The sequence below is a fragment of the Ulvibacterium sp. genome, from assembly GCF_965228935.1.
Classification (GTDB): domain Bacteria; phylum Bacteroidota; class Bacteroidia; order Flavobacteriales; family Flavobacteriaceae; genus Ulvibacterium.
Map to the genome: position 1 here is coordinate 4,940,254 of NZ_OZ245846.1, position 21,326 is coordinate 4,961,579.

The following is a 21,326-nucleotide window of genomic DNA, read 5'->3' on the forward strand; positions in this document are numbered from 1 at the left end:
GGATCATTCCGCTCGTTATTCCCTTTTCATGATAAAAAAAGGGTAGAAAAATCAAGTGTTTTAAAAGGTTGTGGAGGAAAGTTTAGGAGAGCTTTTTTCTTTGTAAACACTTTTTAATCGAGGTCAGAAGATCTTCAAGTTCCAAAGGTTTTATCAAGTAATCGTCCGCACCCAGATCCAATCCTTTTTGGATATCCGTTTTTTCCGCCCTGGCACTAAAAAAAATGAAGGGGATCTTCTTATAATCAGAGTGCTTCCCCAAAGTGACCAGCAACGTAAGTCCGTCCATTTCCGGCATTAGCAAATCGCATATGATAAGATCGGGTATAAAATCAGCTAATTTTTTAAGACCTTCCCTTCCGTTTTTGGCCTTAATGACCTGATAACCCTCGAGCTCCAAAAGTTCAGCTGTATTCTCCAAGATACCGATATGATCTTCAATAAGCAAAATAGTGGTCATTGGCCGTTGATTTTCACGAAATCAAATCCTAAGAAAGTAAGTAGCATGTCATAAATATAATAGTTCTCGAAAGAATAATCCCTTGTTTACGTAGGACTCCTTTACGGGAAATCGCAAAATACCAAAGATACGACCAAATATTGCTTCTTGAAGGGAAGCCATTTTCCTGATCTACATCATATTGAAAGAAACATTTCTCCCCTATTTTTATTTCATAAATACTACAATTATCAAAGCGTTATGATAAAGGATTTAGGTTCCAGGGAATGCATTCAACTGCTCTGCGACAACTACATTGGCCATTTGGCCTACATTGCCGGTGAGAGTCCTTTTGTAATCCCCATTACCTATTACTATGACCAAGCGCACAACAGTATTATCAGTTATTCCCTGGAGGGCCATAAAATTGATGCTATGCGGAAAAACCGATCGGTATCCATGGAGGTCGATGAAATTGAGTCGGTAAATCGTTGGAAATCGGTCTTGGCGCACGGCCAATTTGAGGAACTCAGCGGCATCGATGCCAAGAACCTACTTCATGAATTTTCAAAAGGGGTAAAGGAGATCATCAACCGTAAGGAGACCAAGAAGTTGCGATTTATTTCTGAATTCTCAAGCAAACTCGGGGCAGAGGGCACCTCCCCGATAGTTTATCGGATTCAACTCTTGGGGATTACGGGAAAACAAAGATCAGGTTGATAAGGTTCGGTATTTAGTGCCCTCCCATCTTTAAAAGGCCAATCCCGTAGAATTAACCACAATTCCAAAACAGTGTACTTGTCCCAATACTCTTCCGCAGTGCCGTTGCCTTGATTTTGGGAAAGACCGGAAACACGGATTGTCTTGGGTATGACACAGGTCATTGTACAAAATTCCCGCCCCATTTTCCTTTGCACAAGCATTTATGATAAATTAAAACCCAAAGCAATGAACACTTTAAGGATTATGGCGATGCTGGGGATACTGGCATTGGCCTCTTGCGTAAGCCAGAAAAAGTATATGGCCCTTCAGGAAAAGGTGGAAGTATGTGAAAGCACATTGGGCGATAGCCGGAACAAGGTTGCCGTGCTTGAAAATAATCTGGCAAATGAAAAAAATCGTGTAAAATCATTGGAGCAACAAATGGAATATTTCAAAAGCACCAATACCGATCTCTTGGCCAGACTTTCCGATCTATCCGTAGTAAGTAAATCAGGGGCGGAAAGTATTAAACAATCCTTGGAGGCATTGAACGAACAGAACAGATACATCAAAGATCTCACCACCTCAATGCAGCGCAAGGATTCCATAAATCTAGTACTGGTCATGAATCTAAAGCGTTCCTTGGACGATTTTAACGATGACGACATCAATATAGAGGTAAAGAAAGGTGTGGTCTATGTCTCCATTTCGGATAAGATGCTATTCCGTTCGGGGAGTTACCAAATTAGTGATCGGGCCGAAGAAGTCATTGGTAAAATAGCCAAGATCGTAAACGACCACAACGAACTGGATATTTTGGTAGAAGGGCATACGGACAATGTACCCATTGCCAACGAATGCATGATGGACAATTGGGATTTAAGCGTTAAACGGGCTACTTCGATAGTTAGGTTGATGCAAAACAAATTTGGCGTGCAACCCTCGCGGATGACCGCCGGAGGTCGTTCCGAATATCTCCCCAAGACTACCAACGAAACTGTGGAGGGACGGGCCAAAAATCGTAGGACGGAAATCGTAATCCTGCCCAAATTGGATCAGTTTTTTGAGCTTTTGGAACCCCCTACAGCAAGTATTCAAGAAAACGGATAATATATTGGATCAAACCGCTCCCCTATTTACGGAGCCATGGGTTTTAACGAATAATAAAATTGCCGGATGCCATTTGATTATTGGGTTCTTAGGTTATTTTGACGTAACGCAACAATAACTTGGGTACCCAGTAAACCCGCAACTTTTGAAAAATCGGGGCACTGAAAGTACAGGGGTCCAACTAACGATCGCGACCAACGAACAAGACCATAACCCTGTACAGGACCATACAATAAAAAAGATGTGGAGGTACTATACGATTGGATAGAAAACAATAATGTTAAAAAAGCAAAAAAAGTCCCAAACTGACCTGGGTCATTTTGAATAGAGGTTCGTCACCCTATATTAGCGTTCGAATAAAAGTGATACAGTTCTTTGAAAACGGCAAAACATACTTACTATTCGTGGGGAGTAGTAAGATGAAGCAAAGGAAGAGGTTATATATACCTGTTATACCTTTTGAGTGCTGAAAGAATCTAGCGATAGATTCAAGTAAGGGCCAGTGTAGGTGGTCATCAGGTTGAATAACATCTTCTAGGGGACCGGAATATTTCGGTATTCCGGTCTCTTTTTGAACATATAAGGCATTGATCGGTAGCATCAGCAGGTGGTAGCGAGCATAGTAGAGAAAAGGATGCGGTCAATACCCAAATTAATAGATTAACCCATTTTAGTGATAAAGTGGTTTAAAAGATTGATAGAAAGTATTGATGGATTTCATTTTTTTATGGGAAAACAGGAAGTTTCGGCTTCCTGTTTTTTTGGTTTTGATCAAAATCAAATTTGAGATTTCCCATTCATCATGTTTTTGGCAACTGTAAAATGGTGTCCACTGATTTCCCTAATTCTCTAATTCCGGATTTTTATGTAGTTAGTGTACTTCTATGGAGATTCCATTCAACAATGCGGATAGTTGGATGCCGGATGGAAATTCTTAGGGGAAGGTCTTTTGAGTCACAAGACGATAAAGGCCGGAAAAGTTCCAGTTATCCTCTGCCATGATCATACCCCACGGCATTCTTAGTGATAAGATAACTTAAGTATAAATCGGAAGTGTAGAATGAATCGAACATTTCAAAAGGAAACAGGAGGCCTATGGTCTCCTGTTTTTACCATTTAGTCTCCCCCAACCTCCACGGATTAGGAGACCCATTATAGAATTGAAAATATCCAATCACAAAAAATATATAAGGATGGGCTACTATTTTAATAAAATACTTACGGATATCCCTTTTGAGGAAGCCATTGAAAAAACAATCCAGGCCCTTAAAAATGAAGGTTTTGGAATTCTTAGTCAAATAGACATCAAAACTACTTTAAAGAAAAAGTTGGATGTAAATTTCCCCAACTACATGATTCTGGGGGCCTGTAATCCACCATTTGCCTACAAGGCCCTACAGGTGGAGGATAAGATAGGTACCATGTTGCCCTGTAATGTCATAGTCCATGAAATTGCGAACGGTAGTGTTGAAATAGCCGCAGTAAATCCCATTGCATCAATGATGGCAATACAAAATGAGGCATTGAAAGGAATCGCAGAGGAAGTTCGGGATAAACTAAAAAAGGCGGTCAGTAGTCTTTAAGCCACAGATTCCTAAAACTGGTCTTCCTAAACTTGGGACATGATTTTATACTCCACGTAACCTGACCAAAATCATTACAGAACCCCATCCATAGCCATAATTTCATGGCATGGAAACATTAAGCAAAGACCTATTCACTTCCCTGGATTTAAACCTTCCCATTTGGGAGCGCGTATTTACGATTGCTCCATTGGTTATTATAGGCACTAAGGAGGATAAAGGATATAACCTTGCACCAAAACACATGGCGACTCCCTTGGGTTTTGGTAACTATTTTGGCTTTGTATGTACCCCAAGGCATGGCACCTATGGAAATGTAAAGGAAAATGGGGAATTTACCGTAAGTTTTCCCAAACCGGACCAAATCATCACTACTTCTTTAAGTGCATCCCCGAGGGAAGATAATATCTCAAAATCACAGGGTATCGTGGAGGCATTATCCATTGTAAAAGCCAACGGAATGGATGCACCATTGATCAAGGATGCCTATTTATATTTGGAATGCGAACTATACATAATTATTGATGGTTTTGATTACAATAGCATCATTACGGGCATCGTAAAGGCGGTCTATGTCGATAAGGATTATCTACGGGTATCGGAAAGGGACGAACAGGAACAATTATATAAACATCCTTTATTGGCCTATATAGCTCCTGGCCGTTTTGCCAAGGTTTCCGACACCTTCAATTTCCCGTTTCCCAAAGATTTCAAAAAATGAAAGGTATGGCCGTAGATATCGCCACGGAGGTGCTGAACTATCTCAAAACGCACAAGAATGAACAGATTGAACTGCTCGAACAATTAGTGCGTCTAGAATCGCCCTCACACGATATCCCATCCCAAAGGGAAATCCTGAAATTCCTTGGCAAAAAACTCGAGGAGTTTGGCTTTTTTGTCCTCCATGTCCAGGGCAAGGAAACTGGTGGCCATCTTTACGCGCGTCCCAAACAAAGGGATAGAAGCAAACCATTACAACTGTTATTGGGGCATTGCGATACGGTCTGGAAAAAAGAAACCCTCATAACCATGCCCGTTTCCAAAAATGACGATAAAATGAAAGGGCCGGGCGTCTATGACATGAAAGCGGGGCTTTCACAATTGATCTTCGCTTTAAAGGTCATTAAAGAACGGGCTATGGAACTACCCTTGACACCTATTGTTCTTATCAATTCCGATGAGGAAATCGGAAGCCATGAATCGCGCACCACTATTAAGCGATTGGCAAAGATTTGCGAGCGGGCATTTGTTATGGAGCCCCCTTTGGGCATTAAGGGAAAATTGAAGACCGCAAGAAAAGGACTTGGCCGTTTTACCATAACCGTAAAAGGTAAGGCGGCCCATGCCGGGTTAGATCCGGGCAAAGGTATCAATGCCATAGTTGAGCTCTCGCATCAGGTACAACAACTGTATGCCATGAACAATTTTGAAAAGGGTATTACGGTAAATGTGGGTACTATCCAAGGAGGCATCTCCCCTAACGTGGTAGCTCCTGAAAGTAAGGCCGTCGTTGATGTTCGTGTGCTTACCGGAAAAGACGGTGAAGCCATTACCGAAAAAATATATGGGCTTAGACCAAGTATCCCCAATGTAAAGGTTATTGTGGAAGGGGGCATGGGCAGACCTCCGATGGAGCGAACACCAAGAAACCAAAGATTATGGCGAATGGCCAAGGCCAAGGCCCTGCTATTGGGCCTGGAATTGGAAGAGGCAACTGCGGGCGGCGGATCGGATGGTAATACTACAAGCAGTTATACGGCGACCTTGGACGGATTGGGTACAACCGGCGATGGCGCCCATGCCTTGCACGAATTCATTTATATGGAGCAACTACCCCAGCGGACCGCTTTGTTAACCTTACTGTTATTATCCAAATCGACAAATTGATCTAGATATGGACCAAAAATATATTTATACCTCACTTACCCGTATTTCGGATTTATCGGAAACGGGTTTCCGTACTCGGAAACTTCCCAGAATGAAATGGGAAACCGGTGACTATGTGGTCTGCAAAATAGTCGATGCCGGTAGCAATACCCTGAATCTTGAACTTCCCAACGGCCGGATGCGAGGTGTCATCGGTGGCGAGTTCATTGTAGGAGCCTTGGGCGAACGTTTTGCAACCCTGGAGGCCACGGGTACTTGGCGGGAGGTAGGAAACGACCTTAGAATGCATGTGTTAACCGGGGCTGGATTAATGGGGAAATTGACCTCAAAATCGGCCTTTATTCCCAATATGATAGAAGTGCAATATCAAGGTCATGTCCAAAGACAAGGCAAGAAATTGAATATGCAGGATTTTGTGGAACCTATGGAAGAAATTCCATTCAATACACCCGTGGTTCTTTTTGTGGGTACCTCCATGTCAGCCGGTAAGACCACCTCTGCCCGTATCGTAACCCATCTCTTTAAATTGGCCGGATATTCCGTAGTAGGGGCAAAACTTACAGGTGCAGGACGGTTTAAGGATATTTTGGCCCTAAAGGATGTTGGCGCGGATGCCGTGATGGATTTTGTGGACGTGGGGCTCCCCTCCTCTATTTTTCCAGAGGAAAAATACCGGACGGCATTGGTACAGCTATTTAGCAGAATCCAATTTCAAAAATCCGATGTAGCGGTTATTGAGATCGGGGCTTCACCATTGGAACCGTATAACGGGGATATCGCGATCGATATGCTAAGGGAGTATGTAAAATGTACCATACTGGCCGCTTCGGATCCCTACGCCGTGTACGGGTTGATGAAAGCCTTTGAAGTTGTTCCGGATATCGTCACCGGAATTGCCTCCAATACGTTCGCAGGAATTCAAATGGTACATCGACTTTGTGGTGTTAGGGCATTGAACCTCATTGATTGGAATACCACCGAGGAGCTAAAACAAATATTGGCGACAAAAACAGGACTTTTGCTCTAGTAGGATGCTTAAGGATTTTCAATTTGACATTATAAAGAAGCTTTTCGCAATCTATTTTTAGGTAAGTTTACCGGAACCCAAACTATGGAAAAAATTACGGTTTTCGCAGGTTTCTGAAATTCCCCGATTAGAACCATTGTTGTTGACAATGAATTTTAGAATAGATACACCCAGACCGGTTATCCTATTGCTTCCCTTAGTGGGGATGGGCCTGTTCATTGTTTTATACATTATTGCCGCCTTGAACTATCCAGGGGGATCCTTTGCCATGCCCGATAAAAATGGCTTTAGCTTTTGGAACAATTACCTATGTGACCTATTGGATCACTATGCAATCAATGGAGAACTAAATTCCGCGCGATACTTTGCAAGGACATCGTTGGCCATACTTTGCGCTAGCCTACTCCTATTATGGGCCTATTTACCCTTATTTTTTACGGTTAAAAGCTATAACAGAAGTATCATGTGGTTATCGGGCATCCTATCCTTGGGGACTACTTTTTTCTTGACTTCCGGAACCCATGATGTTACCTTGCGACTAGCGGGTATTTTTGGGGTTTTGGCATTTATTACTTGTTTTATAGAGCTTTTTAAGATGGGATACTTCAAGCTTTGCCTATTTGGGGTTGTCTGTCTATTCATTTTTGTGGTGAACTACTATAGCTATGAAACCGGTGTTTTTATACGTTTGCTTCCCATCATCCAGAAATTGACTTTTATCTGTTGCATTCTTTGGTTTTCGTTTTTGAATATTTCCTTTTACAAAAAACTAAAGTCCATTTCCAATGAACATAATAATCAGGATTGACCTGTCTTGGGTGATATCTTTCTAAACCCCATAAAATAAGTGATTTTATTGGCTTTTTTGGAGTCCGACTTTTTTGTTCTCCCACGTAATTTTCGTAACTTTAAAAGACCAACCCCTCTACCTTAGGAAAGCGCTACGACGCTATTCCCAAAACAGTATCCAGGGCCTGAGCCTGCATTATATGAATATTCCATTGTTCGGAATTTTCGTGAAACATTGATTCATCTAACTAAAGCATTTCGTTATGAACCCCTTGTTCCTATTTTCTATTATTCTGGGCCTGTTTCTATTGGCCGGAATACGCATTGTATTTGAATATAAAAGGGCCTTAAAATTCCGTTTTGGTAAATATATCAAGACGTTACAGCCTGGATTTCGATGGATCATTCCCCTTGTGGAGACCATACAGGTTGTGGATATTCGGGTGATTACCATCAACGTTGTTTCCCAAGAAGTCATGACCGAGGACAATGTACCCTGCAGTATTGACGGCGTGGTCTTCTTTAAGATAAACGACCCTGAAAAAGCCGTATTGGAGGTGGAAGAATTCTCCTTTGCTATCACACAACTCTCTCAAGCCGCCTTGAGGGATGTATGTGGAAAGGTAGAGCTGGACACTATCCTTTCCAAAAGGGAAGAAATGGGCAAGAACATCAAATCCATAGTGGAACAGGAAACCCATGAATGGGGTATAGAGATAATCGATGTAAAAATAAAGGACATCCAATTGCCTGAAAATATGAAACGGATGATGGCGAACCAGGCCGAAGCGGAACGATCTAGAAGGGCCAGGATTATTTTGGCGGTAGCGGAAGAACAAGCCGCCGGGAAGTTGTTGGAAGCCGGAAAACTCATAGATCAATCGCCCTCGGCCATTAAACTAAGACTGTATCAGACCTTATCCAATATTGCGGCCGAAAAGAATTCCACGATCCTATTCCCATTTCCAGAGGAAGTGCTTCCCCGAAAGCCGGAAGAGAAGTCGACTTGATGTATCGTATTCATCTATTTTTCATTTTGTCCTTAATATACTATTCCTAGGGGATGGAATATATCTTTTTTGTGCTGGATAGGTGTGCGACAAAGACTATGAGCACCCCGAGTAGCGTGTAGACAAAATGGAGGATACCGAATTCGATGCCGAACAAAAGCTGCATATTGATCCAAAGTATGAGCAAAAGACCTATGTAATAGGAAAATGTCCAGGACCAGTGCCGATTTTTATAGGGATTCATTTTTTTAGCCCATTTCAATTCCCTTTTTGTAATCAATCCATAGGTAGCGATCATCGGGAAAATCCCAAGGAATAGGAATAGAAACAATCCGGGCGCCAAAAAATTTGAAAAAGGCGATTGTTCCAACTGCTCTAGCATCGCGGGAGGAAACCCAATGTCCACGCCCGAGGGATCCAGTACCAAGCTTAATCCACCCCAAATTGCACCAATTGCAAGAAAAAAAACCAATCCTATCAACAGGTAGCTTGAAATCGATTTTTTCATTTAGATCTATTCATGAAAATGCAAGGCCCTCTTTAAATGACAAGTTGTACCTCATATTCATCGGTTTGTTTTTCTCCGATCCACTCCAAAATAGGGCCGATGCTGTGTTTATCCATATAATCGAACCCCTCGGACATCCGTTTTTTGATTTCAGGATCTTTTTCGACCCGGGCCGCAAATTTCAAGGAAAATCGAATATACCAAGGTAGCTCTTTTAATGCCAACCTTCCCCGCAAAGGCACGTATTCTATTTGCTTCAAAATTTCCCCGGAAAAACTATTTTCAAGCCACTTTTGCAAATCCGGATGTCCTGGTTTTGCACCGGAGACGGTAAATAACAAAATGGGCTTGTCTTTGATCTTGGGCCAATTCTTATTCAGCCACTTTTGGATTGTGGGCCTCGAAATCATAATGGAACTGCCTAAAACAAGAAGATCATACGCCTCAGGATCTGGATTTTCCTTGTTCAAATCAAAAACGGGGAAACTACATCTTTCGTTTATCCAGTAGGCATACTTTTTTGTGCTTCCGAACTTTCCGGTATAGAATATCGCTGCTTTCATCGTTTTGATCTTATAATTCAACCCCACAATATATCGATATACGTTCACCTTTAAAATGACCCTGATCATCCAAATCCGTTTATTTGCATTTGACTAAAGGCCATTGACCAAAATCATTTCGAAGCACCTAAAATCAAATTACCTTAGGGCCTGTAAATCCGTTCGTGCATAATTGGCACCAATCCAACTGCCCGAAAAAATCGTTATAATAAGGTATTTGTGCACTATTTGTTAGGCGCTGACACCGACAAGGATGGCAACATAAATACCGGATTTTTCCTTTGTAACTTTCAACACAGGGGATTTACGGATTACGGTATACTTTTGACGGGAACATCTATATGCTCTAAGTCCTATGGAAATTAGTAAGACATATCCAAAGCAAATAAAAGCAATTCAGATCCTATTCTTTTTTGCTTTTTTAATTGTCAGTTGTGGATCCAACACTTCCGGTCAATACAAATATGAGCCTCCAGAAGCAATCAATGATGGGTTACGTACGGGACACCTGAACGAGGTGGGTATGGATTCGATGATCATGGGAAAAGCGGTCAAAAAAACGCAACAAGGCAAATTTAGGGAAATCCATTCCATCCTTATTTATAAAGATAATACTCTGGTATTAGAGGAATATTTTCCGGGACATAAATACCAATGGGATGCCCCCGGACATGAAGGGGAATGGGTGAATTGGGACAGGAATATGCTCCATAGTGTAATGTCGGACAGTAAAAGTATCACTTCGGCCTGTGTTGGCATTGCCGTGGACAAAGGTTTTATAAAAAGCGTTCATCAATCTATTTTCGATTATTTGCCGGAGCACCAGCATCTCAAGACCAGGGACAAATCCAAAATTACGATCGAACATCTTCTGACTATGACCTCTGGTCTTGAATGGTCCGAATGGGAGTCTCGCTATAGCAACCTGGAGAACCCTATTATTGCGATTTGGTATTCCAAAAAAGATCCCCTTAGTTTTATTTTGGAAGGAGAACTTTTACATGAGCCCGGAACATCCTATTCGTATTATGGGGGAAACATGATCATATTGGGGGAAATAATTCGGAATGCCACAAAAATGACAATAGACGAGTTTTCTGCAAAGTTTTTATTTAATCCCTTGGGAATCGAGACGTTCGATTGGTCCGTGCAATTTGATAATGGTGTATTTGAGGCAGCTGGGGGATTACGGCTGAAGCCCAGGGATATGCTAAAGATCGGGATAACCTTTCTCCAAAATGGTGTTTGGAAAGGCAAACGGATTATTTCTGAACAGTGGGTGGAAAAAAGTATGACCCCGTTCCAAGGCAATACGGCAATTAAAGTTCCTGGCGAAGATTCCGATAAAATCGCGTATTCCTATTCTTGGTGGATAGACCAATTTTCCTACTCCGGCAAAACCGTTAAGGGTTTCTATGCCGGTGGGTGGGGCGGCCAAAAAATCATAGTGATTCCGAAGTTGAATACCGTAGTAGTCTTTACGGGTGGTAATTACACTTCAAAACTTCGGCAATTCAAACTTCTTGAAAAATATGTTTTGCCCTCCCTGCCATGAAACGGATCCAAAAAAAGTTCTCGATACCGGCAGCAAATCAACTTACTTGGCATAGCAAAACACTATTGAAAATCCGACCCTCGATATCAAGGGCCAAGAAGTAATAAAAAAGAAATGAAAGGACTTGACTATTTTTTGTCTGCGCCGACTACAACAACCTAAATCGTTCCTTTGCCTTGAATAGTGTCCTTTTTATTACCTCCTCCGGCACTTCCAATATCTCGGATATCTCCAAAGTGTCCTGATTACCAAAAACCAGCAGTTCCACCACCATTTTACTTCTTAACGGTATAGTTGAATACAAAAATCCCAGTAATCGCCTTTTTTCATCGGAAAGCAAGGAGGCTTCATTAAGTCCAAGTTTTTGGATCATCAATTGTTCCAAGGAGGCATCCAAATAGATTTGTTTTGACCAACCCTGTTTTTGTTGGTATGAGATGTCGTCCAATTCTTCATTAAGTATGAGGTCTCCATCGCCATCCGTGGTAAAATCCTCATTTAATAACTTCATTTCAGCCTTCAGCAGAGCATGTGTATTGACATCATCGGGAATCTCCAGGGCCCTTTTCTCGTCCATTTTTTGAATGGCCTTTTTAAAGAGCGATCTCCGTAATCTTTTTTCGTCCATCTCACCGGAGAAAGTTTTAAAAGTCTCCAAATAAACTTCATTGAGCATGCCCTCGGCATCATAAAACCCTACATCCAAATCGCCTTGCCTTTCGGCGGCTTTGAGACTTCCGGTCATGAACTTCTTCAATTCCGGGAGAAAAGTCTCCAATTTTTCATAAAACTGTTCAAAATCATTTTCTTGCTTATGCTTATACAGTTCTTTAGTACTCATACTGTTTAAAATTAATGGGGTGACGACATATATGTATCCACTATAGTGTTATATCTACTTTACACACTTTTACCCTTTTGATTTGAATCCGTGTTTTTAGTTCAAATAATCAAATATAATTCTGGAACTTGACAAAACAAATGTCCATTGTCATAGGTTAAGTGGAAAAAATCACAGTTTAATTTTCAAGATTCCAGTTTGCTTAAAAACAATTTCCCTTTTGATTTTCCGATCCATTTTCCAAATTCCTAGTCCTAATCCTTAACCTCGGCAAACAAAACCATATAGTTATGCCCCTTTTCTTTAGCACATTTTGGGCAATAGGCATAGTGCACATAATAGTTTTTTGCTTTTTCTCCGGATGTGTCCAAATAAGAATCCATCTGTTTCATGAATTTGGGAACCGAGTTAAAAGGTCCATCAAAAACCTTGCTCACAAAAGTTCCGGATAACGTGGTATTCTTTGTATTGGGTACGGTACCCGTTACGGATAGGAAAATATCGGATTTAAACGCATTTGGGTCCATAAATAGCAAAAGGATATCTTCCTCATCCTTTGCTAATTTTTGGGCTTCTTCCGCTAGCTTCACCATCTTGGTAATCTTCTTCCCGATCATAGGTGGCAGTGGTATATGAAAAAGTGTAGGTACCGATGCCTTGATGAATTTCTTATGATCCCATTTAAATGTCTTTCCGTCCCATTTTTCCGAATCGAAAGTGGGACAACATTCTTTCTTAGCTTGTTCCATGGTCTATGTTTTAAAACCCAATTCACATTTCTGGTAACAATAGACAGATTGAGGTGTTTATTTACGATCCAACCTGTTCATTGCTTTCAAGTTCTCTTTTTAGAATATTTCTGAATCGCGTTGCACTGATGTAGTGGTCTTCGAGTAACTTTCCATTGTGTAGCAAATTGAATACTCCATAGCCCGAAGGGGCATTTTTCGCTTCCTTGGCCGTTTCTATTTTGGTCACCTTTAAGTGGATATCAAAGTCCATTGCCGTATGCAACAAAGCCTCGACCGATTTCTCGTGCCAGGGGCACTGATCTGCATAGAGTAAATGCCAACCTTGGTACTTTTTCTGCTGAACGGTCCAATCCAATAGTTTGGGATCTAATGCCGTAGCCTCCCACTTTTTGGACAACAATTCAAACCTTCCTCTCTGATCTACCTGTTTGAACCCATTTTTCTCGAAAACACCTTTGTCCGCTATCCAACTGCCTTTGCTGGTCATTACACAAACTCCGGACCTATTTTTGTTAATGGCTTCTTGCTCCGCTTCCCTAATGAGCATAGTTCCATAACCTCTGTTCCTATCCTTTTTGGAATAGACATACATACAATGGATAAACATATAGTTTTCCGCATCAACAGGTCGCCAGGCATTCTCGGCCGGCGTGTATTCCACAAACCCTATCATTTGGTCATTCCCGTTTTTTAGGATTTTCAACTTTAGGCCCTCCCCATGACGTTTTTCAAACCATTTTCGCTTGCTTTCAAATGCCGGATTGGTAATATCCTTAACACAAAACAGGGTTTCCCTTTGAACATTCTCCGGGGTTACCTCCATTATTTTTAACGAGTTCGTCATTGCTTAGATTTTTTCAATTTTCACCAATGCCTTTCGATACTTTATCTTCTTGTTTGGAACATCCCAAATCTCCATAACCGGGGTGTCCATCGCATAGCCCTTTTGCTCAGCGTAAACATTTAGGGTTGGATAAACCCTTCGGATTCCGATAAGTACCGAAGGCATCCCTTTAAACGGAAACTCTGCGACAAGATATTTGTCCTTAGGGTATTCCATTACTTCAAAATCTTTTTTCAGTGCTTCCATTTTATCAAGATCAGATTCCAAAATACATCCTATGTCCGCTCTCAACTTATCTTTTTCTGTAACCTTTGGATTATCATAGTAAATCCCAAAACCTTTTGTAGTGGCTATTTGATGATCTTCCAATAACTTTTGGTAGACCCTATCGGAAATAGCGGAGCTTTGACTGTAATCCCCAGTTATTTTTTCATAGACCAAGGTTTCGCCACCAACTTCCTTGATCTCAGGGGAGATAGTGACAAAACCACCGTAGTATGTGTATGCCGAAACTAGTATCACAACAAGCACCGCAATAGTCCACAATACAATCTGGAGCGTTTTCATATGTGCAAATCTTTTTGTTTTAGGAGTCGATCCGGCTATTATGCAGTAAGCATACCCCCATCCGCTACATAGGTACAGCCCGTACAATACTTGCTCTCGTCCGAAGCTAAAAACAGGGCCATGTCCGCAATTTCCCGTGGCTCCGCATATCGCCCAAAAAGAACGGAAGATTCAAAGTTCCCTAATGCCTCGTTGGGGTCTTCAGGTGATATGTCCTTTTCAATACGCCGCATCATATCCGTGTTCACGGGACCTGGGTGTATTGTATTCACGCGGATTTTTTTATCCGCAAATTCGAGGGCGGCTACCTTCATAATTCCAATGACTCCATGTTTGCTGGCCACATAGGCCCCGAGGCCGGAAAAACCCTTTAACCCTGCAACGGAGGAAGTAATCATAACGCTACCACCTTCGGACATCTTAGGAATTACATATTGGCAACCAAGCCATACGCCTTTGAGGTTTACCGCAATGACCTTGTCAAAAATCGTTACGGGATATTCCGCAATGGGTCTAGAGACTCCTTCAATACCGGCATTGTTGAAAAATACATCGATCTTGCCATGTACATCCAAGGTACGTTTTACATAGTTTTGGGTGTCCTCCGTTTTCGAAACATCGGCAACGCAGTAGGAAAGGTTAGGATGATCCAACTGATCATTGGCCTTTTCCAATGCTCCCTTGTCCCTATCCACAATAACCACCTTGGCTCCCTCTGCCAAAAACAATTCTGCAGTTGCTTGTCCAATACCCCCGGCACCCCCGGTAATAAGGGCGACCTTATTCTTTAATCGGTTCATCATTTTCAAATTACAGATTCATCCTGCGTATTTCCCAACGGTTATCGCTACCCTTTACGGCCAAAAGGTCTTCGGAAACCAAGCTTGCCCGTAGTTCGGGTATTTCGTAACGTCTTTTGGTCATTAAAATGCCATCCCTATCCCGAATAGGCCAGATCATCTCCCCCTTGGTATTTACTACCACTTCGGTAAATGTGTATTCATAAATATTCAGTTGAAAATTGTTCTTGCCCCTAAAAGTTCGTTTACAATAAATGCCTACCGTCTTACCTCCATCAAAATGGGCGATATTAAGGTATTCCGGCGGGATGGCAATCTGCCCTTGCGTATCCATAAAGCCATAAAAAGGAATCCCTTCGTCCTCTATTTTTTGTATCGGGCAAAGCCCATTCTTAAATTGGGGATAACGGATACCCCTAACATCGCTTCGGGTAGCATCGTTATTTTTGTCCCATACGACATCATCTCTAAAATCGATGACCAGTTTTCCTGTTTGGTCAATAAATCCCCATTGATTCCCTTTTCTTACCGCAGCCAGGCCTTCACTGAAAGGTGCAACTTCATCAAGCTCCGAAATTGTAGGTTCGTTGATCTCTTCCATCGTTTGGGTTATACCCAGAAAGGGTAATATCATTAGTACGGCAAAAAGTATATATGTATGTTTCATATCCATGAGTTTTGGTTTCTTCAAATGTACATGTGCACGTCTTCTTTTGAAATGATTTGAATCAGTCGCACCTATCGAAACACCACGGAAATAACGGTTCTTAAAATGATCCAAATCATTGTGCCCCTATTCAAGGTTTCTAATTTTGAGGTATAAACCTTAAAAATTGGAGCGATGAAAAAGTGGGTATCCTTATTCGGGTTTTTTGTTGTAATGGCCTGTTCCACAACACGGTTTGTGGATAGTTGGAAGAACAAGGAGGTTAGTTCCTTCCAACCCGAAAAACTGCTGATTATTGGTATGACCGAAAACCTTACGGCCAGAATGATCTTTGAGGAGGAACTAAAAAAACAGTTCGTAAAATACGGTATCGATGCCCATGAAAGCAGTATGGTATTGGACAGGTCTTTTACCGATTCACAAAGAAGCGAGGAGGAAATCGATGCCATGGAAGAACAATTATTGACCCAAGGTTTTGATGCGGTGGTCATCACGGCCATTATCGGAGTGGATGATAAAAGAAGCTATAATTCAGGATACTATACTTTTGGTTATCATTGGTACCGTTTCGGACCCTACTACTATCGTTTTCAAGATTTGTACTATACCCCTGATTATTATAGCGATTATCAAGTATACCATGTGGAGACTTCCATTTATAACATTAAGGAGGACATGGACAGATCGCTGGTCTGGGTAGGCACTTTTGACATTGTGGACCCCACAGACATAACCTCTACCGTTGATGATTATGTGGAACGAATTATCATGCAGTTGGAACGGGAAGGCGTAATTCAAAAAACGAACAGTCTTCAGTAAGTAATAAAACGTATTCCTTCTACCTACTGAAGACTACATACTGTTTGCCGATTTTTAGAACATTATATTTGAATAAATCATACTCTTTAAATTCTTGGGAAGTCCATCCCTGATATCCTCCATCTCTCCCAGGGAAACATACTTTCGCAGATACCTAAAGGTCAGATCAATATATTTTTCGGCCAATTCATTTTCATAGCCGTAATCGTTTATGGCGGCGGCCCCGTCAAATTTCTTCACCAACTCCACAAACTCCTCCATATGCTTAATTTTCGGCTTCTTTTTCTTGATCGTCCAACCGTTTACATAGGCGGCCTTTAGGAACATGGGCAGTTGGGCAATAAACTGCAAGGACTCTTGTATTGGGATAATCTCCCGTAACCCATGTAATATAGAGGTTACTATTCTACCGGCTTTTTCAGTATCCTTGCCCAGGCCCAAATGCTTGGCATATTCTTTTAAAAATGTGTTTCCCTCGGTCGCATATTGATTAAAATTAAGTGCCATGATGTTTTGTTTAAAGTGAAACCTAAAATTGATGGTTTCCCTACGCATTGCCAATGACCCTCGTCATTTTAAAAGGAATTTCCCTCGGTTATCTTTGATTATGCAAAAAATAATGGCGAATGAAAAACATATTGATACCTACCGACTTTTCCCCGAACGCATGGAATGCCATACGGTACGCCCTGGAGTTTTTTAAGGAGGAAACCGTTACCTTTTATCTTTTGCATACCTATACCCCAGCTTTTTATAGGATGGACTATATGCTCGGTGGACCTGCCTTTAGTGCCATTCCGGATGTAGGTGTGGATATTTCCCTGGCCGGATTGGAAAAGACTCTCAAAGATATTCAAAGACAGCTTCCAAACCCAAAACATAGCTTTGAAACCGTATCCGCCTTTAACCTGCTGACGGATGAAGTTAACGAGTTGGCCCAACAAAAGGGAATAGAAATGGTAGTCATGGGTACCAAAGGGGCAACAGGGGCCAAACAATTTTTCTTGGGCTCAAACACCATATTCGTAATCCGCAAGGCAAAGATTCCCGTATTGGCCATACCCGAAAAAAGCAAGCACCGAAAAGTCAGCAATATTCTTTTCCCAACCGGGTATTGGTCTAAATATAAAATAGCGGAGCTACAACCGCTTTTAGAGATAGCAAAAACAAATAAAGCAAAAATTACCGTGTTCCATGTAAAGGAAGAGTACGACCTTACCGAGCAGCAGGAACACAATAAGACGCACTTAAAAAAATGTCTGAAGAAAGTACCCTATCAATTTACCGAGATACGGGAGAAATTAATGCCAAATGCCATATTGGATCACCTAGAGGGAAACGATTTCCAACTTTTGGCTATGATGAACCGGGGCCATTCGTTTTTTGAACGGTTGCTCATTAAACAAAATATAGACCAGATCGGCTTTCATGTGCAAATACCATTTTTGGTACTTCCGGACACCTCCAAAGTCATCCATTAAGCCAAGAGCTATGAAACATATACTTTTGCCCACTGATTTTTCCGATAACGCTTGGAATGCCCTCTTTACGGCACTAAAACTTTATGCCGATGTACCGTGCCATTTTTATCTTTTGAACGCCCATGAGCCAAGTTTTGCCAATCTCCTGGGAGATAAGGGAAAACAGCGGTTGGCCGTTATTTACGATTCTATGGAGGAATATTCAAACCAGGAATTGAACAAGGTACTGGACTACTTAAAAAAGAACCATGGTAATACCAAACATACGTTCGAGAGGATTTCCAGAACGGATGATCTGGTCTCCGCCATAAAGGAAATCCTCTTGAAAAAGGATATGGACATGATTATTATGGGTACCAAAGGGGCGACCGGTGCCAAAGAGGTTTTTATGGGCAGCAATACGGTAAAAGTTATTAAAGCCATTCGCAACCGCCCCATAATGGTCATACCGGAAAGCTATGATTTCCAGGTTTTGGAAAAAATCATCTTTCCAACGGATTTTACGAAGTTTTTTGAGCCTTTTGAGCTAAGCCCCCTTGTGGAACTAACGCTACTTTGGAAGGCCCACATTGCCGTTTTCCAAGTGGCCCTTGAATTTCAACCAAGCGATTCCCAAAAAGTGAACAAAACCTTACTGGGCAAAAGATTGGCCGATACAAAACATAGCTTCCATGAGGTTAAAATGAAAGAGGATATAACAAGGGGCATACAGGATTTTGTGGAGGAAAAAGAAGCGGGCATGATAGCCCTTATCCATTATGGGCATACTTTTTTAGAGAAATTGACTCGGGAACCCGTTGTAAAAAAGGTAGCCTTCCATACCAAGATCCCCATGTTGGTATTACCGGAATTATCGTAGAATCATATTTTGTCAAGAACCAAACCGCTATGGATTTCAAATCCATACCAACTCGACAAATTATTGTGCGGAAGTATGATTCAACCATGAAATTACCTATGGTTATTGGGTTGTTGGGTTGTTGGGTTGTTGGGTTATTTCTAATAGTGGGTAACAATAACTTGTTAACCCAATAACCCTGTAACCCTTGAAAATAGAAATATTTATAATAACTGAAAGTCTTGTATTAAAAGTGCATACCTGCCGACCGCAGGCGGGATTTCAACTAACGATTGTGACCAATGAAAAAAATTCTATTGCCCACCGATTTTTCCAAGAATTCCAAAAGGGCCATGGACTTTGCCACTTCCCTCTTTGCCAAGGAGGATTGCAAGTTTTATGTGCTCCATGCCTATCAAAAAACAACTTCAGTGGAAAGAGGAGAATCAGCGTCACAACAAAAATTACAAAATCTGATTTCAGGGCTGAATGGAAGGAAAAACCGGAATCATCGGTTTGAGGCCATTTTTATGCATGAAATTCCTGTTAATGCCATAAATGTTTCTATCATAGACAAAGATGTGGATTTTATGGTCATGGGTACAAAAGGTGCAACGGCCCTGGCCAAAATCTTTATGGGCAGTACCGCGGTCAGCGTCCTACGCCATATCAACAACTGCCCCATTATCGTAGTTCCTGAAAATTATGATGAACGCCCGATCGAAGAAATTGTTTTTGTCAACGACTTCAAACACCTTTTCCGCATGGAAGAACTGTATCCGTTAAAGTATCTCGTCAAAATCCGAAATGCAATGCTGATTATCGTACGCTTTAATACTTCGGAAGCATTGAAAGACCAACAAAAACTGAATCGCGAGCTTTTGAAAAACAATTTAGCCCAAGTACCCCATCACTTTAAGACCGTTCCTTTGGAAGCATCCGTATCCTCTAGTATCAATAATTTATTGGAACAACATAAAGGTGTAGGTATCGTTGCCTTGCTAAAAAGCAAACATAGTTTTTTGGAAAAACTGTTGTGGGAGCCCGTAATCCGGAACGTTGCCTTCACCACCAAGGTGCCCCTACTTGTACTTCCGAACTTTGACTAAAGTCCTTTCCATATCGATTTTTTGTCCTGCCCTCGCTTAACTTGCAGGATTGTATTGGAAATCCTAAGTGAAGTAATTCTTTTTTTGCCTTTTGAAAGGTAATAGGTCGCGCATAGAGAAAGTGTAGCGTACGGTTCTCTATATCGATTTCGATTATGCGTAAATCCATTATCCTACTTAAATTTCTAAGAATAATCTTCTTGTCCGCATCACACTTCAGATTCTGTAGGTTGGCCACGGCTTTCATAATTTTCGTTTTTAGGAGTTCAATATAGGCCAAGATCCGCTGCTCCAAAATGATGCAGATCATTTAGCGAATTTTTGTTGGTTCACCCGAGATATTGGTTCGCCCCCTTCAGGGTGTATTAAAAATGGGTGTCAACGATACTATTAGGCGAGGAATTCTAAACAAAGCGTACATATTATGTGGATGTACCTTCTTGTTTGGGTTCTACCCTTGGCGCCCTTTCCCCTAAGAACAACTGTATGAACCTGGGCCGCCCATCCCAGACAAAATGCCATCACGTAGAGATACTTCATACCTGAATTTACGAAAAATCCGTTAGATTAGTGGTACGGACTGACAGGAAATATGCGTTCTGACATCTGTTTCCTAAGGTTACCAACATCAATTGAAATTTAGCAAAATGAAGACTAACAAATTAATTGGAATACTTCTTTTTCTTACTCTTCTAAGTTGCAAAAGAGCTTCAGACCATTCATTATTGGAATTCAAGGACACCTCCGAAAATAACGGGCTATTACACCTTTCCATTTATAACCTGGGGGACTTCAAATGGATGAACAAGCCAAGAACCTTTACTTTAAAAAATGGTATTTTAAATGTCGTTGCCGATAAAGAGACCGATTTTTTCAACAACCCAGAAGATAATGAGATAACCGCAACTGCTCCCTTACTATTTAAGGAAGTTACAGGGGATTTCGTCGTTGAAGCCTTGGTTCGACCTGATTTTTCTTCTTTATGGAACGCAGCGGCCTTGATGATTTATATAGACAAAACGCATTGGATAAAGTTCGCCTTCGAGAATTCGGACGCAACGGGTCAAAGTATTGTTTCAGTCGTGACACGAGGTGTCTCGGATGATGCCAATGGTGTGATCTTAACCGATCAAGACCGGGTGTGGCTCAAAATCGTGCGGAAAAACAATATCTATTCAATGCATTGGTCGTTAGACGGACATGATTTCAAAATGGCACGTTTAAGTGCAATGCCATCAGCAGACCCTGTTAAGGTTGGCATAGAAGTCCAATGCCCGGTTGGAGAATCCGCAAATCACCAAATTGATTATTTTTCATTAACGAAAACTACGGTCAAAAATCTAAGAAAAGGGGAATAAAAAGATATGGTAAAACCGAATAGACGCCGAAGTCTGGTGCCCTACCAAAATCACCACGAGTGCACCTAAGGATGAAC

General features: G+C 41.4%; 25 protein-coding genes. 14 read left to right on the forward strand and 11 right to left on the reverse strand.

Annotation, left to right across the window (positions count from 1 at the left end; translation table 11 throughout):
- Positions 1-82 precede the first annotated feature (82 nt).
- A complete protein-coding gene (locus ACO06Y_RS20745; RefSeq protein WP_422080957.1) occupies positions 83-460 on the reverse strand; it encodes a response regulator transcription factor in 378 nt (125 codons plus the stop codon).
- A gap of 240 nt (positions 461-700) precedes the next feature.
- Here ACO06Y_RS20745 and ACO06Y_RS20750 point away from each other — a divergent pair, with 240 nt between their 5' ends.
- The 8 genes from ACO06Y_RS20750 (at position 701) to ACO06Y_RS20785 (ending at position 8,547) form a co-directional block, all read left to right on the forward strand.
- The gene (locus ACO06Y_RS20750; protein WP_422080958.1) at positions 701-1,159 is read left to right on the forward strand and encodes a pyridoxamine 5'-phosphate oxidase family protein; all 459 of its coding nucleotides are present in this window, start codon (positions 701-703) and stop codon (positions 1,157-1,159) included.
- Positions 1,160-1,387: 228 nt separating this feature from the next.
- A complete protein-coding gene (locus ACO06Y_RS20755) occupies positions 1,388-2,251 on the forward strand; it encodes an OmpA/MotB family protein (RefSeq protein ID WP_422080959.1) in 864 nt (287 codons plus the stop codon).
- Between the two features lie 1,193 nt (positions 2,252-3,444).
- Positions 3,445-3,834, forward strand: a complete 390-nt coding sequence (locus ACO06Y_RS20760; protein ID WP_422080960.1) for a DUF302 domain-containing protein — start codon at positions 3,445-3,447, stop codon at positions 3,832-3,834.
- Positions 3,835-3,943: 109 nt separating this feature from the next.
- The gene (locus tag ACO06Y_RS20765) at positions 3,944-4,555 is read left to right on the forward strand and encodes a flavin reductase family protein (protein WP_422080961.1); all 612 of its coding nucleotides are present in this window, start codon (positions 3,944-3,946) and stop codon (positions 4,553-4,555) included.
- 5 nt (positions 4,556-4,560) lie between these two features.
- Positions 4,561-5,721, forward strand: coding sequence for a M20 family metallopeptidase (locus ACO06Y_RS20770; protein WP_422080962.1), 1,161 nt, complete (start codon positions 4,561-4,563; stop codon positions 5,719-5,721).
- Between the two features lie 7 nt (positions 5,722-5,728).
- Entirely contained in the window at positions 5,729-6,748 is a 1,020-nt protein-coding gene (locus tag ACO06Y_RS20775) for a hypothetical protein (RefSeq protein WP_422080963.1), read from the forward strand.
- 148 nt (positions 6,749-6,896) lie between these two features.
- Entirely contained in the window at positions 6,897-7,556 is a 660-nt protein-coding gene (locus tag ACO06Y_RS20780) for a hypothetical protein (protein ID WP_422080964.1), read from the forward strand.
- A 244-nt stretch (positions 7,557-7,800) separates the two neighbouring features.
- Positions 7,801-8,547: a slipin family protein gene (locus tag ACO06Y_RS20785; protein WP_422080965.1), complete on the forward strand. Its 747-nt coding sequence runs from the start codon at positions 7,801-7,803 to the stop codon at positions 8,545-8,547.
- A 46-nt stretch (positions 8,548-8,593) separates the two neighbouring features.
- Here ACO06Y_RS20785 and ACO06Y_RS20790 read toward each other — a convergent pair whose 3' ends face one another.
- Together ACO06Y_RS20790 and ACO06Y_RS20795 are read right to left on the reverse strand one after the other, a co-directional pair.
- Entirely contained in the window at positions 8,594-9,055 is a 462-nt protein-coding gene (locus tag ACO06Y_RS20790) for a hypothetical protein (RefSeq protein ID WP_422080966.1), read from the reverse strand.
- A gap of 32 nt (positions 9,056-9,087) precedes the next feature.
- Positions 9,088-9,687 (reverse strand): flavodoxin domain-containing protein, encoded by a 600-nt coding sequence (locus ACO06Y_RS20795; protein ID WP_422080967.1) that lies wholly within the window; start codon positions 9,685-9,687, stop codon positions 9,088-9,090.
- Between the two features lie 286 nt (positions 9,688-9,973).
- On the opposite strand from ACO06Y_RS20795, the gene ACO06Y_RS20800 reads away from it, so the two are divergent.
- Positions 9,974-11,173, forward strand: coding sequence for a serine hydrolase domain-containing protein (locus tag ACO06Y_RS20800; RefSeq protein ID WP_422080968.1), 1,200 nt, complete (start codon positions 9,974-9,976; stop codon positions 11,171-11,173).
- Positions 11,174-11,321: 148 nt separating this feature from the next.
- Here the strand turns inward: ACO06Y_RS20800 and ACO06Y_RS20805 are convergent, their stop codons facing one another.
- From ACO06Y_RS20805 to ACO06Y_RS20830, 6 genes are all read right to left on the reverse strand, one after another.
- Entirely contained in the window at positions 11,322-12,014 is a 693-nt protein-coding gene (locus ACO06Y_RS20805) for a hypothetical protein (RefSeq protein ID WP_422080969.1), read from the reverse strand.
- Between the two features lie 254 nt (positions 12,015-12,268).
- Positions 12,269-12,763, reverse strand: coding sequence for a hydrolase (locus ACO06Y_RS20810; RefSeq protein WP_422080970.1), 495 nt, complete (start codon positions 12,761-12,763; stop codon positions 12,269-12,271).
- 61 nt (positions 12,764-12,824) lie between these two features.
- On the reverse strand, positions 12,825-13,610 hold the full coding sequence (locus ACO06Y_RS20815) for a GNAT family N-acetyltransferase (protein ID WP_422080971.1): 786 nt from the start codon (positions 13,608-13,610) through the stop codon (positions 12,825-12,827).
- Positions 13,611-13,613: 3 nt separating this feature from the next.
- Positions 13,614-14,177: a GyrI-like domain-containing protein gene (locus ACO06Y_RS20820; RefSeq protein WP_422080972.1), complete on the reverse strand. Its 564-nt coding sequence runs from the start codon at positions 14,175-14,177 to the stop codon at positions 13,614-13,616.
- Positions 14,178-14,215: 38 nt separating this feature from the next.
- Positions 14,216-14,980, reverse strand: a complete 765-nt coding sequence (locus ACO06Y_RS20825; RefSeq protein WP_422080973.1) for an SDR family NAD(P)-dependent oxidoreductase — start codon at positions 14,978-14,980, stop codon at positions 14,216-14,218.
- Between the two features lie 7 nt (positions 14,981-14,987).
- Positions 14,988-15,644 carry a WG repeat-containing protein gene (locus ACO06Y_RS20830; protein WP_422080974.1) on the reverse strand — a complete coding sequence of 219 codons (657 nt, stop codon included), beginning with the start codon at positions 15,642-15,644 and terminating at the stop codon, positions 14,988-14,990.
- A 174-nt stretch (positions 15,645-15,818) separates the two neighbouring features.
- On the opposite strand from ACO06Y_RS20830, the gene ACO06Y_RS20835 reads away from it, so the two are divergent.
- Positions 15,819-16,463: a hypothetical protein gene (locus tag ACO06Y_RS20835; protein ID WP_422080975.1), complete on the forward strand. Its 645-nt coding sequence runs from the start codon at positions 15,819-15,821 to the stop codon at positions 16,461-16,463.
- 54 nt (positions 16,464-16,517) lie between these two features.
- Here ACO06Y_RS20835 and ACO06Y_RS20840 read toward each other — a convergent pair whose 3' ends face one another.
- Positions 16,518-16,970, reverse strand: a complete 453-nt coding sequence (locus ACO06Y_RS20840; RefSeq protein ID WP_422080976.1) for a DUF2267 domain-containing protein — start codon at positions 16,968-16,970, stop codon at positions 16,518-16,520.
- Positions 16,971-17,089: 119 nt separating this feature from the next.
- Between ACO06Y_RS20840 and ACO06Y_RS20845 the strand changes: the two genes are divergently transcribed.
- The 3 genes from ACO06Y_RS20845 (at position 17,090) to ACO06Y_RS20855 (ending at position 19,891) form a co-directional block, all read left to right on the forward strand.
- Positions 17,090-17,944, forward strand: coding sequence for a universal stress protein (locus tag ACO06Y_RS20845; protein WP_422080977.1), 855 nt, complete (start codon positions 17,090-17,092; stop codon positions 17,942-17,944).
- Positions 17,945-17,954: 10 nt separating this feature from the next.
- Complete coding sequence (locus ACO06Y_RS20850) at positions 17,955-18,803, forward strand: universal stress protein (protein ID WP_422080978.1); 849 nt, start codon at positions 17,955-17,957, stop codon at positions 18,801-18,803.
- A gap of 281 nt (positions 18,804-19,084) precedes the next feature.
- The gene (locus ACO06Y_RS20855; RefSeq protein WP_422080979.1) at positions 19,085-19,891 is read left to right on the forward strand and encodes a universal stress protein; all 807 of its coding nucleotides are present in this window, start codon (positions 19,085-19,087) and stop codon (positions 19,889-19,891) included.
- Here the strand turns inward: ACO06Y_RS20855 and ACO06Y_RS20860 are convergent.
- On the reverse strand, positions 19,848-20,201 hold the full coding sequence (locus ACO06Y_RS20860) for a hypothetical protein (RefSeq protein ID WP_422080980.1): 354 nt from the start codon (positions 20,199-20,201) through the stop codon (positions 19,848-19,850). The genes ACO06Y_RS20855 and ACO06Y_RS20860 overlap by 44 nt on opposite strands.
- Before the next feature lie 337 nt (positions 20,202-20,538).
- Between ACO06Y_RS20860 and ACO06Y_RS20865 the strand changes: the two genes are divergently transcribed.
- Complete coding sequence (locus tag ACO06Y_RS20865) at positions 20,539-21,249, forward strand: DUF1349 domain-containing protein (protein ID WP_422080981.1); 711 nt, start codon at positions 20,539-20,541, stop codon at positions 21,247-21,249.
- The last annotated feature ends 77 nt before the right edge of the window (positions 21,250-21,326 follow it).

Coding starts and splice junctions, on each gene's coding strand:
- ACO06Y_RS20855 (WP_422080979.1), top strand. CDS start 19,085: ATGAAAAAAATTCTATTGCCCACCGATTTTTCCAAGAATTCCAAAAGG.
- ACO06Y_RS20835 (WP_422080975.1), top strand. CDS start 15,819: ATGAAAAAGTGGGTATCCTTATTCGGGTTTTTTGTTGTAATGGCCTGT.
- ACO06Y_RS20845 (WP_422080977.1), top strand. CDS start 17,090: ATGAAAAACATATTGATACCTACCGACTTTTCCCCGAACGCATGGAAT.
- ACO06Y_RS20850 (WP_422080978.1), top strand. CDS start 17,955: ATGAAACATATACTTTTGCCCACTGATTTTTCCGATAACGCTTGGAAT.
- ACO06Y_RS20770 (WP_422080962.1), top strand. CDS start 4,561: ATGGCCGTAGATATCGCCACGGAGGTGCTGAACTATCTCAAAACGCAC.
- ACO06Y_RS20760 (WP_422080960.1), top strand. CDS start 3,445: ATGGGCTACTATTTTAATAAAATACTTACGGATATCCCTTTTGAGGAA.
- ACO06Y_RS20790 (WP_422080966.1), bottom strand. CDS start 9,055: ATGAAAAAATCGATTTCAAGCTACCTGTTGATAGGATTGGTTTTTTTT.
- ACO06Y_RS20865 (WP_422080981.1), top strand. CDS start 20,539: ATGAAGACTAACAAATTAATTGGAATACTTCTTTTTCTTACTCTTCTA.
- ACO06Y_RS20815 (WP_422080971.1), bottom strand. CDS start 13,610: ATGACGAACTCGTTAAAAATAATGGAGGTAACCCCGGAGAATGTTCAA.
- ACO06Y_RS20810 (WP_422080970.1), bottom strand. CDS start 12,763: ATGGAACAAGCTAAGAAAGAATGTTGTCCCACTTTCGATTCGGAAAAA.
- ACO06Y_RS20840 (WP_422080976.1), bottom strand. CDS start 16,970: ATGGCACTTAATTTTAATCAATATGCGACCGAGGGAAACACATTTTTA.
- ACO06Y_RS20745 (WP_422080957.1), bottom strand. CDS start 460: ATGACCACTATTTTGCTTATTGAAGATCATATCGGTATCTTGGAGAAT.
- ACO06Y_RS20800 (WP_422080968.1), top strand. CDS start 9,974: ATGGAAATTAGTAAGACATATCCAAAGCAAATAAAAGCAATTCAGATC.
- ACO06Y_RS20795 (WP_422080967.1), bottom strand. CDS start 9,687: ATGATCAGGGTCATTTTAAAGGTGAACGTATATCGATATATTGTGGGG.
- ACO06Y_RS20755 (WP_422080959.1), top strand. CDS start 1,388: ATGAACACTTTAAGGATTATGGCGATGCTGGGGATACTGGCATTGGCC.
- ACO06Y_RS20750 (WP_422080958.1), top strand. CDS start 701: ATGATAAAGGATTTAGGTTCCAGGGAATGCATTCAACTGCTCTGCGAC.
- ACO06Y_RS20860 (WP_422080980.1), bottom strand. CDS start 20,201: ATGATCTGCATCATTTTGGAGCAGCGGATCTTGGCCTATATTGAACTC.
- ACO06Y_RS20765 (WP_422080961.1), top strand. CDS start 3,944: ATGGAAACATTAAGCAAAGACCTATTCACTTCCCTGGATTTAAACCTT.
- ACO06Y_RS20785 (WP_422080965.1), top strand. CDS start 7,801: ATGAACCCCTTGTTCCTATTTTCTATTATTCTGGGCCTGTTTCTATTG.
- ACO06Y_RS20830 (WP_422080974.1), bottom strand. CDS start 15,644: ATGAAACATACATATATACTTTTTGCCGTACTAATGATATTACCCTTT.
- ACO06Y_RS20820 (WP_422080972.1), bottom strand. CDS start 14,177: ATGAAAACGCTCCAGATTGTATTGTGGACTATTGCGGTGCTTGTTGTG.
- ACO06Y_RS20805 (WP_422080969.1), bottom strand. CDS start 12,014: ATGAGTACTAAAGAACTGTATAAGCATAAGCAAGAAAATGATTTTGAA.
- ACO06Y_RS20775 (WP_422080963.1), top strand. CDS start 5,729: ATGGACCAAAAATATATTTATACCTCACTTACCCGTATTTCGGATTTA.
- ACO06Y_RS20825 (WP_422080973.1), bottom strand. CDS start 14,980: ATGATGAACCGATTAAAGAATAAGGTCGCCCTTATTACCGGGGGTGCC.
- ACO06Y_RS20780 (WP_422080964.1), top strand. CDS start 6,897: ATGAATTTTAGAATAGATACACCCAGACCGGTTATCCTATTGCTTCCC.